Consider the following 15,090-nt stretch of genomic DNA (forward strand, 5'->3'; position numbering starts at 1 on the left):
GCCTTAAAAGGCTGGCTGATTCTACGGCAAAAAAAATTTAAAGGTAAGTTGGGCTCTCAATTTTGAGGGGTGATGAATGTTAGACAAAGGGCTAACATGCCGGCCTGTTCTGCTTTCCCGTGTTTTCCTGACCTATGCCCAATCAGACCATCAAGACCCCCTGCGTCGGCCTTTGCTCCACTGTTTACGGTGACTTGGTCTGCCGTGGCTGCAAGCGTTTCCACCATGAAGTGATCCATTGGAACGGTTACAACGAGGAAGAAAAGCGCGCGGTGTGGCTGCGTCTCGAGCAGCTGTTGTCCCAGGTGATGGCCGGCAAGGTGGAAATTTTTGATCCGGCGCTGCTGAGAATGCAGCTGGAACAGCGAAAGATCCGCTTCGTGCCGCATCAGTCGGAATATTGCTGGGCTTATCAGCTGATCGCCCGGGGCGCGCGGGTGATCAATAATCTGGACGCCTACGGGATGGTCCTGCTGCCGGAGTTTCGCGACTGGAACCTGCCGGAGCTGCGGGATGCGATTGATCGGGAGTTCTTTTTGCTCTCGGAGGCGCATTACCAGCGCTACATTGCGCCGGGATTCCTCAAGGATGCCTTTGGCGGTTGAAACTGAAAAGCATCGCCAGCAAGCCGGCTCCTACAGGTAACCGCGTCCCCCTGCAGGAGCCGGCTTGCTGGCGATGGGATCTACCCCTCACCGCAATTCTCAATGATGAGACACCATCTCTTCCAGGTGATCCTCAATCTCCTGCGGCTTCAACACCAGCACATCACTCTCCACCGCATCCAGCACTACTTCCGCCGTATTGCCGATCAACGCCCCGGACAACCCGGACCGCGCCACCGTGCCAATCACCGTCACTGCTGCACCCAGCTTGTGCACCATGTACGGAATCAACACATCCGCCGGACCTTCCGCGATATGCAGGTGCTCGTCATCAATGTCGAACTCGGCCTGAAAGGCTTTGCACTGTTCGCGATAGCGCGCCTCGATCGTTTCACTGAGCTGCAACGTCGGGTCGGCCGCCGACAGCATCGGTGACGGATGGGCGCTGACGACATGCAGATGCGCCTTGGCCAGACTGGAGATGTCATAGCCGTGATCGATGATGGTGTTGTGCAGGTGGCGGTGTTCGTCGTCGGTATTACCCACGTCGATCGCCGCCAGAATCACGCCGCCCGTCCAGGGCTTCGACGTTTTGACCAGCAGTACCGGCGTCGGGCATAAGCGCAGCAGTTTCCAGTCCGCCGGGGTCAGCAGGGCTTTTTTCAATGAACTGTCGGGGTAATGCTGCTTGATCACCAGCCCGCAACCTTCGGCCTGCTGCACATCGACGATGGTTTCGTGCAGGCTTTCGTTCCACGCCTGCTCGGTCGTGACGCTGTAGCCGTCCTCAATCAGCGCCGCCTTGAGCACGCCCAGCATGCCGCTGTGGTCATGCTTGCGGTCACAGACCAGCAGATGCAGATGCGCCTGGGTCACGCCGGCAATCAATTTGGCCCGTTTGAGCGCCAGGCTTTCCGAGTGTTCGGGTTCGATGACCACCAGAATGCTGCGAATGGCTTGCATGATCGGGACCTCCATAGGGTAAAAAAGCATGGCGTTGCACAACTATAGTTGCTGGTTGCGCATTCGGGACTTGATGCATATCAACGGTCGTGGCTGGTGGTCTGGCGGCGGGCCGGTATAATCGGCGCCCTTCGTTTTGAACCTTTTGTCCGTGAGCCCCATGATCCTTCCCGAAATTCACGAGTTCCTCGGTTGCCGTACCCCGGACGGCTGGGTCCAGGCCGCGCTGGCCGATCAGGAAACCTTGCTGATCGACCACAAGAACTGCGAATTCAAGGCGGCCAGCACGGCATTGAGCCTGATCGCCAAATACTACTCTCACGTCGACCTGATCAACCTGATGTCGCGTCTGGCCCGGGAAGAGCTGGTGCACCACGAACAGGTCATGCGCCTGATGAAAAAGCGCAAGATCGAGTTGCGTCAGCTGTCTGCCGGGCGTTACGCCTCGGGCCTGCGCAAAGTGGTGCGCAGCCACGAGCCGGTGAAACTGGTGGATACCCTGGTGGTCGGTGCGTTCATCGAAGCCCGCAGCTGCGAGCGTTTCGAGGCGCTGGTGCCGCACCTGGACGAAGAGCTGGGCAAGTTCTACTTTGGCTTGCTGAAAAGCGAGGCCCGGCATTTTCAGGGTTATCTGAAACTGGCTTACCAGTATGGTGATGCCAAGGATATTGCCCAGGTGATCGACAAGGTCCGGGCCGCCGAGCAGGAACTGATCGAGTCGCCAGACGTGGAGTTTCGCTTCCACAGCGGCGTCCCAGTTGCCGCATAACCTGTAGGAGCCGGCTTGCTGGCGATAGCGATCTCAGAGACGCCATCGCCAGCAAGCCGGCTCCCTACAAATGTCGCGTCTTGATTCAATATTGTTAAAAACTCTTAAGAGTATGAAACATCACTGAAAACCGGCCCAAGAGGCCGGTTTTTGCTGCCCGTCATCTCCGCCCCGTCACTGATTGGCGCCATAATGCCGCCCACTTCACTCAAGGGTTGGCAAGCGTTCGTTATGGATAACCTGGGTTTTGGCAAAGTATTGCTGGTGGAAGACGACGAGCGGCTCTCCGGGCTGATCGCGCATTTCCTGTCTCAACATGGCTTTGAGGTTTTGCAGGTGCACCGCGGCGACCTCGCGTTGGCAGCTTTTCTCGACTTCAAACCGAAAATCGTTGTTCTCGACCTGATGCTGCCGGGCCAGAGCGGCCTGCACGTGTGCCGCGAAATTCGCAGCGTGTCCGACACGCCGATCGTCATCCTCACCGCCAAGGAAGATGACCTCGATCACATCCTCGGCCTGGAATCCGGCGCCGACGACTACGTGATCAAGCCGATCAAGCCACCGGTGTTGCTGGCCCGCCTGCGTGCGTTGCAACGTCGGCAAACGCCGGACAGCAGCGTGTGCAGCGCGCTGGAGTTCGGCCATCTGAGTATCGACCGCAGTTGCCGTGAAGTGCGGTTGGCGGGCGAGGGCATCGAGTTGACCACCATGGAGTTCGAGCTGCTGTGGTTGCTGGCCAGCGCCGCGGGCAAGATCCTGTCCCGCGATGACATTCTCAACCGCATGCGCGGCATCGCTTTCGATGGGCTCAACCGCAGCGTCGACGTCTACATCAGCAAGTTGCGCGGCAAGCTCAAGGACAACCCGCGCGAACCGGTGTGCATCAAGACCATCTGGGGCAAGGGTTACCTGTTCAATCCGTTTGCGTGGGAGCTGTAGATGCTGCGGTTATTTCTCGGGCTGTTTCTGGTGATGACGGTTGGCCTGATCCTGGGGCTGCAAACCGTCGAGCGCACGTTCGATGCGCTGCTCGACGGTCAGATGCAGAGCTACAACCGCGAGGCGGTACGTGGCCAGGCCTGGTCGCTGGTGGAGCAATTGCGCGGCCTGGACAGTGCGGCCCGTGAACGCCAACTGGAAGCCGTGCGCCCCCATTACGGCCTGGGCCTGAGCCTGGTCGAGACCGATCAACTGGCCCTGACCGATCAGGAAAAAGCCGAGTTGGCCCAAGGCCAGCTGGTGCTGCGCGACAAGTACACGCAGTTCATCTCGCGCATTGACGACGGTTCGCAGCTGCTCAGCATCAAGTTGCCGGCCGAGCCGAGTCTGATGCCGTTCTACATTGCCGCGGCCTATCTGATGATTGCGGTGATGATCGGGCTGGTGTTGATTTTCTGGGTACGTCCACACTGGCGCGATCTGGAAAAACTGCGCCTGGCGGCCGAGCGTTTTGGCGATAACGATTTGTCGTCACGCATCCGGTTGTCGAAACGCTCGAACATCCGCGACCTGTCTGAACACTTCAACCTGATGGCTGCGCGTATCGAAGGCCTGATCGCCAATCAGCGTGAGCTGACCAACGCGGTGTCCCATGAATTGCGTACGCCCATTGCGCGGTTGTCGTTCGAGCTCGACCAGCTCAAGCAGCAGCCTGATCCGACCCAGAACCGCGAGCTGATTGCCGACATGTACGCCGACCTCGGCGAGCTGGAAGAGATGGTGTCGGAGCTGCTGACCTACGCCAGTCTCGAGCGCGGTGCGACGGTGATCACCCGGGAGAATATCCAGGCCAACAGCTGGCTCGACAGCGTGGTCGGCAGTGTCGCGCTGGAGGCCGAGGCGGCCGGGGTCCAGCTGCTGATTGTCGAATGCCGGGTGGATGAGGTGCGTATCGAACCGCGCTTCATGGCGCGGGCGGTGATCAACCTGCTGCGCAATGCTATTCGCTATGCCGAGGCGCGGGTGGAAGTGTCGCTGGTGCGCACCGGCGATCATTACGAAGTGCAGGTCAATGATGATGGGCCGGGTGTGCCGGTGGCCGGTCGGGAGATGATTTTTGAGCCGTTTTCGCGTCTGGACGCCAGCCGTGATCGCCGCACGGGTGGGTTTGGTTTGGGGTTGGCGCTGGTCAGGCGGGTGTCGCAGTCCCATGGCGGGCAAGTGGAAGTGGCGGATTCGCCGTGGGGTGGGGCGTCGTTTCGTATGACCTGGGCGCATCTGGATTAATGGTGTTGCTCTTGCGGGCCCCATCGCGAGCAAGCCCGCTCCCACATTGGATTGGTGAACGGCATAGATCCAATGTGGGAGCGGGCTTGCCCGCGAAGAGGCCGTCCGCATCACCTCAACTCAAAAGCTGTAAACCACCTGCCCTGCCAACGAACTCTGCATCCGCCGCTCGACAATCGGGCTGTCCGCCGCCTCCTTGGCCAGATACTGCACGGCCAACACCGTCGACACGCTCCATTGATCATTGATCGGCAACGACCAGGTCAGATCCGCTCCACGACTCACCAGCCCGCCATGAGCGTCATACGCCCGGAACTGACTGCGCGACGCCTGAGCCGTGCTGACGCCATACCAGGTGCGCATGTAATCGCCGTCGCCAAACTGACTGTTGAGGCTGCCCACGACCTTGCCATGGTCACCCTCGTAAAACGGTGCGCTGATGCTCAGTTTCAAGCGATTCCAGGCGGAACCCGTGTCGTGGTCGTCATCGTCTTTTTCCAGCGCATGTTCAAAACTCGCGCCGAAAATGATCGGGCCCATGCGATACGTGCCGTCGAGCCCCAGTACCGGGCGTGACTTGATCGAACCCATGCCGTCCAGCTCATCGGAACCTTTGAATCCGGTCTTGCGATCCTTGCGCACATCACTGGCGCCGACGTACACGCTGAGGCCGAAGTCATCCTCGTCAAACGCCCAGCCCAGACCCTTTCCAGTGTCCAGAAAGAAACCATAAGGGCTGACGATTTCCCCGCCCAGCAGCGGCGCCACCACGCGTTCATCGCTGCCGCTGTAACGCGGCGCACTGGCGGTGCCGGCCCGCAGGCTGTAACGCCAGTCTTCGGCATGCAAGGAGGTGGAGGGGAGGAACAGGCAGAATGAAGTCAGCGACAGACACAGCGAACGATACATGGAAGCACCCGAGGGAGATTGGATGCGCCCATGCTAGGCGGGTGCCGGCCGGCAATCTTTGACAGCTTTGTCGGGAAACTGTCAAAGACTGTGAATAGAGCTGAGCCCCCTGATCCCCAGTGCCCTGCAGGAGTCGAGCTTGTTCGCGATGACGGCGCTACGTTCGACATGCATGTAGCTGACAGACCGCTATCGCGAGCAAGCTCGGCTCCTACAGGGTCAAGTTTCGCCAGCTGATTCAGCCGATGCTGTTCAGCTTAGAAATCCCAACGGGTGGTCAGCATCAGGTTGCGTGGCTCGCCGTAGAACGTGGTACCGAAGTTGCCCAGGCCCGTCAGGTACTTCTTGTCGAAAACGTTGTTGGCGTTGGCGGTGAAGCTCAGGTGCTCGTTGTACTGATAACGGGTCATCAGGTCCACGAGGGTGTAGCCGCCCTGTTTGAGCGAAGTGCTGCCCTCGGTAGGGCTGAAGCTCTGACCGTAGAAAGCGCTCTGCCAGCTCACGCCGCCACCGACGGTGACCTTGTCCAGTGCGCCAGGCAAACGGTAGGTGGTGAACGTGCGCACGACGTGTTCAGGTTTGGTGGTGGCCAGCGGGAAGCCGTAGATCCGTTGCTCATCCTTGTCGCGGGTACGGGCATAGGTGTAGCCGGCCGACAGGTTCCAGCCATCGGACAGTTCGCCCGCCAATTCCAGCTCTACGCCTTTGGTGGTGGCCCCGGGGATGGCTTCGTACACGTCCTGCCCAGTGCTGTCGGTGGTGACGTATTGGGCGATGTTTTCCTGCTCGATACGGAAGAAGGCCAGGCTGGCGTTCAGTTTGCCTTCGAGGTACGCCGCTTTCAGCCCGGTCTCGTAGCTGTTGCCTTCAACCGGCTTCAGGGTCGAACCGGCGGCGTCCTTGTAGGTCTGCGGCTGGTAAATGTTGGTGTAGCTGGCGTAGACCGAATACGTGTCATCCAGGTCATAGATCACACCGGCGTAAGGGGTGACGACGCCGTGTTCCTTGTAGCTGGTTTGGGTGTCGGTCTGGCCGGCGCCCGGGTAGTAGCTGTAATCCTCGTTGTACTTGAAGGTGCTCACGCGGCTGCCGAGGATGATCGACAGGTCATCGGTCGGGCGCAGGCGCGTGGCCAGGTAAGCGCCGTTCTGGCTGGTGGTGCGCTCGTACTTGCCGTTTTTCGGGAAATCCTGCTCCGGCAGATCGCCTTTCCAGTCATAGATGCTGCCCGGCACACCTCCGGCGCCGGGGATAACGCTGTCGAACGTCGCGCCGGTCTGGCGGGCATGGGAGGTCATGAAGCCGGCCACCAGTTCGTGCTCGCGACCACCCAGGGTGAACGGCCCGGAGACGTTCACGTCCGCCGTGTTCTGCACGCGATGACCTTCCCAGCGACCCCAGTAAAGGAACATGCCTTCACCGGTGGCGCGGTCCGGTGCGCCGCCGCTGGCCGAGGCCAGGCGCGTATCGTGATCGGTGGTTTTCTGGTTGAGATTGACCTTGAGTTTCCAGTCATTGGCCAGCGTCTGTTCCAGCGACGTGAAGTAGGTGACCGTGTCGAAATCGCGACGGCTCCAGTCGGCGCCCGGGTTGAAACTGCGCGAGAAATCGGTGCGGCCGCCGTCGGCGAAGTACACCGTGTTGCCGGTCCAGGAGGTGCCGCGCGGGGTGGCGCTGGATTTGTCGATGCCGAAGGTCAGTAAGGTGTCGTCCGTCAGGTCGGCTTCGAGGATGCCGTAAAACAGGTCTTTCTTCTGGCTGTAGTGATCGATGTAGGAATTCTTGTCCTGGTACGAACCGACGAAGCGGCCGCGTACGCTGCCGGTATCGTTCAACGGCCCGGAAATATCGCCGGTGGTGCGGTAGCTGTCCCACGAACCGACCGTGCCGCTGAGCGAGGCCTTGAATTCCTTGGTCGGCTTCTTGCGAATCAGGTTGACGGTGGCGGACGGGTCACCCGAACCCGTCATCAGGCCGGTCGAACCCTTGACGATTTCGATGCGGTCGAGGCTCGCCGCGTCATCGCTGTTGTTCGGGTTCTCACCGTAGACGCCGTCATACGGCTGGTTGACCCCGTCGTACTGGAAGTTGGTGATGGCAAAACCACGGGCGGAAAACTCGGTACGGTCACTGTCGTACTTTTGCGTCGAGACGCCGGGGGCATTGCGCAACGCGTCGCTGACGCTCTGCACACCGCGATCGTCCATTTGCTGACGGGTGACCACGGTGACCGATTGCGGCGTTTCACGTGGCGACAACGCCAGGCCGGTGGCCGAGGACGTCGAGCCCGTGGTGTAGGAATGAGTGTCCTCGGTGGTCTCGCCCAAGCCTACGGCAGAAATACTCGTCGTACCCAGTTGCAGCGCGCCGTCGTCTTTGGAAGCCGGTTTGCTTTCAACCGTTTCGGCGGCGTGGGCCGTGTAGGAAAGGCTCAGCAGCGCGGCTGGCAGGGCCAGTGCCAAGGGGCACAGGGCGAAACGAAAACGTGCGGCAAGTGGGTGCGACATGGAGATCCCTTTGTATCGAATCGTTCGGTAAGTGAAAGGCTTCTGAGGGTTAACCGAACGAAAAACGCAAAAGGGAACTGCCGTGTGTAAAAAATTCGAGGTCCGTGTTTTTTCTTGATTCAGCGCACCAGACGCAGACGCTCATGCCACTGCGCGATGGATTCTTCGGGCCAGATCTCGCAATGCCGATCACCGTGATGCGCGGGAACCTCCACCCACGGCGCTTTCGATCCGAGCATCACGTGCGTGTACTCGGGCGGCACGGGTAGCGCCGTGTCGATGGCTGAGGCGAACGGGTGAACAAGCTCCGGCCATTCCGGGCTGAACAGCCACAACCCCGAGCCACACACCGAGCAGAAATGCCGCTCTGCCGTGCTGCGGTGGGCGCGTTTGTCGCCGTCATCCTTGAGCCGCGCGTGGTAGATCGCGATGGATTTGCGACCGCGTACCTTGAGGCTGGCGGCATCGCCGGCGATGTTGACCGAGTAACCGCCACCGCCCTGGGTCTTGCGGCAGATCGAGCAGTAGCAACGTTGATAAGGATAGGGGTGGGCGCTGGTCAGGCTGAACGACACGGCGCCGCAATGGCAGGAGCCTTCGAGTTGCATGGGGGCCTCCGGTGGGGTCAAGTGGTTGGTTTCAGCCTAGAAGATTTGCGATGTAAGTGCCGACGCCATCGCGAGCAAGCCCGCTCCCACATTGGATTTGTGAACGACACAGATCCAATGTGGGAGCGGGCTTGCTCGCGATGAACGATAACGCGGTCTGACTGGACGCCCACCGTCCATCCAGTCAGCATTAGCACCTCAAACCGGGAACCGACTCATGCGCCGATTACCATCACTGGCCGCCCTCAAGACCTTCGAATGCGCCGCCCGCCATGCCCACTTCGGCCGGGCCGCCGCCGAGTTGTGCGTCACCGACAGCGCCGTCAGTCATCAGATCCGTCAACTCGAAGAGCAACTGGGCGTGTCGCTGTTCATCCGCGAAGGCCGGCAAATTCGTCCGACCATGGCCGCCGGGCGCCTGATGCAAAGCCTGCAGCAAGCCTTCGAACTGATCGGCGAGGCCTGCGATGAACTGCGCGATCCGTCGTCGCTGGCGGTGTTGCGCCTGGCGGTGACGGCCGAGCTGGCGCAAAAGTGGTTGATGCGTCGCCTCACGGATTTCTATGCGCGCTACCCGCACATCACCTTGCACCTCTACGAACAGCCGATCGACGCCACCGCGCCGGGCGAAGACATCGACCTGGCGATCACTTACGGCACCGGCCCGGTGGACAGTAGCGCGTACTTCGTCAAGCCGTTGCCGGCGCTGCAATTCTTCCCGGTGTGCAGCCCCGGCCTGTTCAACCAGGGCACTTTGAAAACCCCGAAGGACCTGGCGCGCCACTGCCTGCTGCACGACGATCAGGACGGCAAGACCTGGACGGCGTGGCTCACCAGCCATGCCGGCGATCAACGTCCCGAGCGACAGTTGTATTTCGCCCATGCCGGGCTGGCGCTGGAGGCTGCGGCCCAGGGGCAGGGCGTAGCGATGGGCGATAACCTGACGGCGCAGGAAGATCTGCTCAGCGGTCGCCTGGTCCGCCCGTTTACCTCAAGCATGACCGCATTGGGCCAATACGCGCTCGTGTGCGAACGGGTACGCCTGGAGCGTCCGGCCGTGGCGCAGATGCTCGAATGGTTCAACGATCAGCTGATCGATTGATGAGTTGAATTCAAGTGTTCCGAAATAATCATCGTTGGCGAGGAGGGCGTCGGCGACCTTAGCCTGTGGTCATTCCTATCCCCGCTGATGAGGTTTGACCATGGCACGTTTGCTCGACTCCACCCCAAAACAAGACGGCTTCCGCTTGCCCGGCGAATTCGAAACCAAGGCCGGTTGCTGGCTCGGCTGGCCGGAGCGCACCGATGTCTGGCGTAACGGCGCCAAGCCTGCGCAGAAAGTCTGGGTGCAGATCGTCACGGCTATTTCCCACAGCGAACCGGTCACCGTGTGTGCCTCCGCCGCCCAATTCGCCACGGCACGCCGTCAGCTTCCGCCGCAAGTGCGCGTGGTGGAAATGACCTGCAACGACACCTGGTTCCGCGACAGCGGCCCGTGCTTTGTGGTGAATGATGCCAGCGGCGAAGTGCGGGGCGTCGACTTCGAATTCAACGCCTACGGCGGCCTTGACGGTGGCTTGTACTACCCGTGGGACAAGGACGACCAGATCGCCGGCAAAATCCTCGAAATCGAACGCTTCGACCGCTACCGCGCACCGCTGATTGCCGAACTCGGTGGCATCCAGAGCGATGGCCAGGGCAGCATTCTCACCACCGAACAATGCCTGCTCAACCGCAATCGCAACCAGCACCTGGGCAAGGAAGAAGTCACCCGTCGGCTGACGGACTACCTCGGCGCCGAGCAAGTCATCTGGCTGCCGCGAGGTTGCAAGTTCGACGAAACCGACGGCCATGTCGACGACCTCGCGTGCTTCGTGCGTCCCGGTGAAGTGGTGCTGCAATGGACCGACAATCGCGATGACCCGCAATGGGAAATCTATCAGGAAGCCTACGACGTTCTGCGCAGCACCCGCGACAGCCGCGGCCGCGAGTTGATCGTGCACAAACTGCCGCAACCGGACGTGCTGGAATGGACCGCGGAAGAAGCCGAAGGCCTGGATCAGCAGGACAGCACCCACTCTCGGCAGGCCGGGACCAGAATCTGCGCGTCGTACATCAACTACTACGCCGGCAACACCTCGATCGTGGTGCCGCTGTTTGGCGATCGCAATGATCAGGTGGCGCTGGCGACGCTGGCCGAACTGTTCCCGCAGCACAAGATCGTCGGCATCGAAAATTCCCGGGAAATCCTGCTCGGCGGCGGTAACGTCGCGTGCATCACCATGCCGCAATACGCAGGCAAAGGAGTGTGATCATGGGCCTGCACAAACTGACTCAAGCGTTATTGCTGGTGCTTGCACCCTTGTGTGTGCAGGCCGCCGACAGCGCCAGACCGGTGGTGAACCTGTACATCTGGGGCGAGTACCTGGCCCCGGATACCCTGACCAATTTCGAGAAGAAAACCGGCATTCACGTGGTCGCCGACCACTTCGACTCTCTGGAAACCGTCGAGACCAAACTGCTCACCGGCCGCAGTGGCTACGATCTGGTGCTGACGGCGGGGCAGCATTTGTCCCGGGCGATCCAGAGCGGGGCCATTCAAGCGTTGAACCCGCAACAGTTGCCGCACTTCGCCGGCGTCGGTGATGAATTCCGCCAGCACATGGCGGTGTTCGATCCGGGCAATCGTTACGCCGGGATCTACGCCTGGGGTACAACCGGTGTGGGCTATCAGCAAGAGGCCGTCAAAAAGCGCCTGCCAGAGGCGCCAACCGACAGCTGGGCGATGCTGTTCGATCCGGCAGTGGTCTCTGAATTCGCCGATTGTGGGGTGAGTTTGCTCAACGACCCTAACGAGGTGTTCGCTGCGGTGATGAAGTACATGGGGCTGGACATCAACCGGCAGAACCTCGATGACCTGAAGCTGGCCGAGCAGCAATTGGCGAAGATCCGGCCTTACATCCGTTACTTCGACAATGACCTGAACATCAGCGACCTGGCGAACGGCAATACCTGTGTGGCGATGTCCTGGAACGGCAACGTGGCCATCGCGGCGGGCCAGGCAGAGGCCGCGAAAAAACCGTTCACGTTGACTTACCGGATACCGAAGGAAGGCACGTTGATCTGGTTCGATGCCATGGTCATTCCCAAGGATGCGCCGCATCCCGAAGCCGGGCTGGCATTGATGGATTACCTGATGACGCCGGAAGTGATTGCGCCGATTACCGACACGATCCATTACGCCAACGCGATCACGGCGGCGGATGATTTGATCGACCCGGCGATTCGTAATGATCCGGGGACGTATCCGTCGGCGGCCGTTCGGGCTTCGTTGTATAGCAAGAATGACAATGGCAAGGCATTCAACCGGGCGTTGATTCGGGCGTTCAGTCGGTTGAAGTCGGGGTTGTGACAGGCTCTGGGTGATGTGTTGAATGTGACACCGTCTTCGCGAGCCAGCCTGCTCCCACATTCGACCGTATTCTCATGGGAGCGCTCGGTTAAATGTGGGAGCGGGCTTGCTCGCGAAGAACGATAACGCGGTCCCACTGACTGCCACCGATGTCCGGATGACTCCCAGCCATCAATGCATTTTGCTGTGATCCGGCATATTCAGTGCGCGCGCTTGAGCCTCAACCGTGATGGACTCTTTTTCACCATTGGCGTTTTCGACGTTCAAGGTCAGCGGCACTTTGTCGCCTTCTTTGACCTGACCGGCCAGGTCGATCAGCATCACGTGATAGCTATGAGGATCCAGAGTGACCGCTGTCCCTGCGGGCAAGGCAACGAACTCCACGGGGTGCATGCTCATCACGTCGTTTTTCATCGTCGACTCGTGAATCTGCACAATTTTAGCGATCGGTGTTTGCACGCTTAGCAGTTTGCTGTCGCTGCTCGCGGTGACCGTCATGAACGCTCCGGTTGCTTGTTGCCCGGCAACGGTGGCGCGTACCCAGGCGTCATCCACTTGAGTCTGGGCTGAAACCTGAAGCGCCGTTCCCAGCAGAAAAAGGCCCAGGACAGCTGTTTGGACGCGCACATTGATGGCGGTTTTAATGGCATTCGAATTCATCAGCAGACTTCCATAACGGTTTTCAAGTCTTCCGTACACTCTTGTGCAGAAAGGGAGGGGGAAAGTCCGACGCGCAACCTGCCCCTTGTGTCATACACAAAGCTGGTCGCTGTATGGGAGAGTGTGTAGGTGGAGCCGCTCGGGATTTTCTCATAGAACACCCCGAACTCCTTGGCCGTTTCCGCCGTTTCCTCGAGTGTCCCGTGGAGCGCGACAAATGAGGGATCAAACGTTTTGACGTAGGCATCCAGCACCGCGGGCGTATCCCGTTCCGGGTCCAGCGTGATGAAGACGACCTGGAGAGTATCCCCGTCTTTTCCCATCAGCTTCTTGATTTGTACTGCGCGAGCCAGGGCGGTGGGACATACCGCCGGGCACTGGGTGAAGCCGAAGAAAATCATCGGCATCAAACCACGAAAGCTCGAGAGCGTCGTGAGGTTGCCTTCAGAGTCCTTCAGCTTGAATGTCCGTCCGAGGATCTTGTCGCTCAGGTCCTTGCCGTATTTGTACGACAGGCTGACGCTATTGTCACAGCCGGCGAGGAGGCCAAGGCTGAACAAGCCGATACCTGTAACCACCTGGCGGCGGGTCAACGAAACACTCATGTTCTACAGACCTTTTGATGAGCCCGAACGGATAATCAACCTCGAACAGGGCGTCTTTGATGCATGCCGGTTTAGCGAAGGGGAGCGATTATACGCGTCAAAGGATTACTCATAACTTGCGACAAACTGACGCAACGACTTTCCGGGCCGGTATCGGTTTTCGGGTCAGCCTTTAATCTCCATCGGGCTGCCAACCAACATCACCGTGTCCTGGATAGCGGCAAAGGCGTTTGACGTACCCAGCCCCTGTTTCGCCAGTCTGTCTTCTTGCAGGGCCTGTTGCAGAAGACCGAGGAGATTTTGCGTCTTCGAGGACGAGACCGGTGTCACGTTATCTTCCTCCAGATGCCCCATCACATACTTGGATATGCGCGTGGACTGGCTAGCCGAATGGCTGACGGACGCTTCGACCAACTTACCTTTGACATAGCCGATGCTGCTTGTGCTGCTGGCCTGATCGTCGATCTGGTAGTACTGATAGTTCTGGGATTGTGGGTCAGTCGTCAGTTCCAGCTTTTGTCCGGCATACAGTGGCTTATGGTAGTGGGCGGTCAGATGCGATTGCTGATTCTGGACGATCTTGCGATTGAGCTGATCCTGACCTTTGGATTGCGTGGCCTGCGATAAGCGATAGTTGAACGAGTCGAGTTCGCCAGGCCGCGCCGGATTGCCGTTTACGGTCTTCTCGGTGACCGTCGCGCTGAAATCGGCGAGGCCGCTGAGAACGCTGCGGTCGGTGTCTGTCAGCTTGATGGCGGTGGAGGCCTGCAGCCCGCTTGTCGCGCGGCTTTGCGGGTAGCTGCTGTGCACGGTCTTGAATGCACTCTCGAACATCGACAGCAGATTCCGGTCGCCGTCGCCTCGATCGCGCGCCGCTTCTATTTGACGCAGGTAGCTGGCGAGCGCCTTGGCTTTCTGATTGCTGTCGCCGAGGATGGCGGCGTTTTTCAGGTCCACGGACAGGTCGAAATCGCCTGCCGCACCGCTCATGCGCACCTGGCGCTGGCTTGCGTCGGCATGCAGCTCAAGGCGCTGCGTACTGTCATCGTCGAGCTTGAACCGTGTGATCAGGTCGACCGAGGAAAACACGTCAGTGTCGAACTGAGCCAGCGCATCCAGCTTGAGTTGCGGTGGAACGGCGCTGAGGCCCTGGATGGCCGATTCAAACCCTTCGGCCATGGCGCCAAGTGCGGCAAGTTCTTCTTTACTGAGGTCGCCACCCTGGACCTGAGCCTGCACCGCCAGCGCGTTATCCTGACTGGACAGGGTTATCTCGACGGTTTTTCCGCTGGCTGTTTTCAGGGTCAGGTTGATGCTGTTGTCTGCAACGCCACTGTGAATCCTGGCTTGGGCTGCCGCCAACTCTGCAGGCTCGAGCGTCTGCCCGGTCGATGAGCGAATGACCGATTGGGAGATGTTCTGGTTGGATTGCGCCAGTTGCAGGAGCAGTGTCTCACCCAGTCCCCGGAACCGGCTGTTGGCTGAAGCACTTGCGAAGTTGCCCCCCATGCGAAACGACACTTTGTCAGGCTGCGTGTATTCCCAGGCAAGCGGAGCATCAGGCTGCGCAATGACACCCCGGGAGGTGTAAGTCTGCGCATCGATGATCTTGTTATCTTGATGCAAGTTGACAATCGATGCGGGGGAGGACAGGGCGGCTGTCGAGTCGGTGGTAGTACCCACGGCGGGCTGGATGGCAGCCATCCTGGCGACCGCCAGTGGCGGCAAGGAAGAGATTGAAGAAATGACGGTCATAGCGGCTCCATGCTGAGTACCAATAGTTTCCTACAGGGTTTGTCGGCATAGGGCTTCATAACTTGAGGTGC

General features: G+C 59.8%; 14 protein-coding genes. 7 read left to right on the forward strand and 7 right to left on the reverse strand.

Going from position 1 to position 15,090, the window contains the following annotated elements; all coding sequences use genetic code 11:
* Positions 1-134 precede the first annotated feature (134 nt).
* Complete coding sequence (locus FBY04_RS13655; RefSeq protein ID WP_084320865.1) at positions 135-605, forward strand: DUF1289 domain-containing protein; 471 nt, start codon at positions 135-137, stop codon at positions 603-605.
* Positions 606-704: 99 nt separating this feature from the next.
* Here the strand turns inward: FBY04_RS13655 and FBY04_RS13660 are convergent, their stop codons facing one another.
* Entirely contained in the window at positions 705-1,568 is an 864-nt protein-coding gene (locus FBY04_RS13660; RefSeq protein ID WP_084320864.1) for a universal stress protein, read from the reverse strand.
* A gap of 160 nt (positions 1,569-1,728) precedes the next feature.
* Here FBY04_RS13660 and FBY04_RS13665 point away from each other — a divergent pair, with 160 nt between their 5' ends.
* The 3 genes from FBY04_RS13665 (at position 1,729) to FBY04_RS13675 (ending at position 4,563) form a co-directional block, all read left to right on the forward strand.
* Positions 1,729-2,337 (forward strand): tRNA-(ms[2]io[6]A)-hydroxylase, encoded by a 609-nt coding sequence (locus tag FBY04_RS13665; protein ID WP_145315527.1) that lies wholly within the window; start codon positions 1,729-1,731, stop codon positions 2,335-2,337.
* A gap of 231 nt (positions 2,338-2,568) precedes the next feature.
* Positions 2,569-3,276, forward strand: a complete 708-nt coding sequence (locus tag FBY04_RS13670) for a winged helix-turn-helix domain-containing protein (protein ID WP_084320863.1) — start codon at positions 2,569-2,571, stop codon at positions 3,274-3,276.
* The gene (locus FBY04_RS13675) at positions 3,277-4,563 is read left to right on the forward strand and encodes an ATP-binding protein (protein WP_084320862.1); all 1,287 of its coding nucleotides are present in this window, start codon (positions 3,277-3,279) and stop codon (positions 4,561-4,563) included. It abuts the gene before it with no gap.
* 120 nt (positions 4,564-4,683) lie between these two features.
* Here FBY04_RS13675 and FBY04_RS13680 read toward each other — a convergent pair whose 3' ends face one another.
* The 3 genes from FBY04_RS13680 to FBY04_RS13690 form a co-directional block, all read right to left on the reverse strand.
* Positions 4,684-5,472, reverse strand: a complete 789-nt coding sequence (locus FBY04_RS13680; RefSeq protein ID WP_145315528.1) for a MipA/OmpV family protein — start codon at positions 5,470-5,472, stop codon at positions 4,684-4,686.
* Positions 5,473-5,729: 257 nt separating this feature from the next.
* Positions 5,730-7,979, reverse strand: a complete 2,250-nt coding sequence (locus tag FBY04_RS13685) for a TonB-dependent siderophore receptor (RefSeq protein WP_145315529.1) — start codon at positions 7,977-7,979, stop codon at positions 5,730-5,732.
* Between the two features lie 119 nt (positions 7,980-8,098).
* Positions 8,099-8,587 carry a GFA family protein gene (locus FBY04_RS13690; protein WP_084320859.1) on the reverse strand — a complete coding sequence of 163 codons (489 nt, stop codon included), beginning with the start codon at positions 8,585-8,587 and terminating at the stop codon, positions 8,099-8,101.
* A 217-nt stretch (positions 8,588-8,804) separates the two neighbouring features.
* Here FBY04_RS13690 and FBY04_RS13695 point away from each other — a divergent pair, with 217 nt between their 5' ends.
* The 3 genes from FBY04_RS13695 (at position 8,805) to FBY04_RS13705 (ending at position 11,999) form a co-directional block, all read left to right on the forward strand.
* Positions 8,805-9,689 carry a LysR substrate-binding domain-containing protein gene (locus FBY04_RS13695; RefSeq protein ID WP_084320858.1) on the forward strand — a complete coding sequence of 295 codons (885 nt, stop codon included), beginning with the start codon at positions 8,805-8,807 and terminating at the stop codon, positions 9,687-9,689.
* 100 nt (positions 9,690-9,789) lie between these two features.
* Positions 9,790-10,899, forward strand: a complete 1,110-nt coding sequence (gene aguA / locus FBY04_RS13700) for an agmatine deiminase (RefSeq protein ID WP_145315530.1) — start codon at positions 9,790-9,792, stop codon at positions 10,897-10,899.
* Between the two features lie 2 nt (positions 10,900-10,901).
* Entirely contained in the window at positions 10,902-11,999 is a 1,098-nt protein-coding gene (locus FBY04_RS13705) for an extracellular solute-binding protein (RefSeq protein WP_145315531.1), read from the forward strand.
* A gap of 171 nt (positions 12,000-12,170) precedes the next feature.
* On the opposite strand, the gene FBY04_RS13710 is transcribed toward FBY04_RS13705, so the two are convergent.
* The 3 genes from FBY04_RS13710 to FBY04_RS13720 form a co-directional block, all read right to left on the reverse strand.
* Positions 12,171-12,659 (reverse strand): copper chaperone PCu(A)C, encoded by a 489-nt coding sequence (locus FBY04_RS13710; RefSeq protein WP_145315532.1) that lies wholly within the window; start codon positions 12,657-12,659, stop codon positions 12,171-12,173.
* Positions 12,659-13,264 carry an SCO family protein gene (locus FBY04_RS13715; RefSeq protein ID WP_084320854.1) on the reverse strand — a complete coding sequence of 202 codons (606 nt, stop codon included), beginning with the start codon at positions 13,262-13,264 and terminating at the stop codon, positions 12,659-12,661. The genes FBY04_RS13710 and FBY04_RS13715 overlap by 1 nt, the downstream gene beginning before the upstream one ends.
* Before the next feature lie 165 nt (positions 13,265-13,429).
* Entirely contained in the window at positions 13,430-15,019 is a 1,590-nt protein-coding gene (locus tag FBY04_RS13720; protein ID WP_145315533.1) for a lactate dehydrogenase, read from the reverse strand.
* Positions 15,020-15,090 lie beyond the last annotated feature (71 nt).

Source organism: Pseudomonas sp. SJZ080, assembly GCF_007828295.1.
In the GTDB taxonomy this organism is placed as follows: domain Bacteria; phylum Pseudomonadota; class Gammaproteobacteria; order Pseudomonadales; family Pseudomonadaceae; genus Aquipseudomonas; species Aquipseudomonas migulae_A.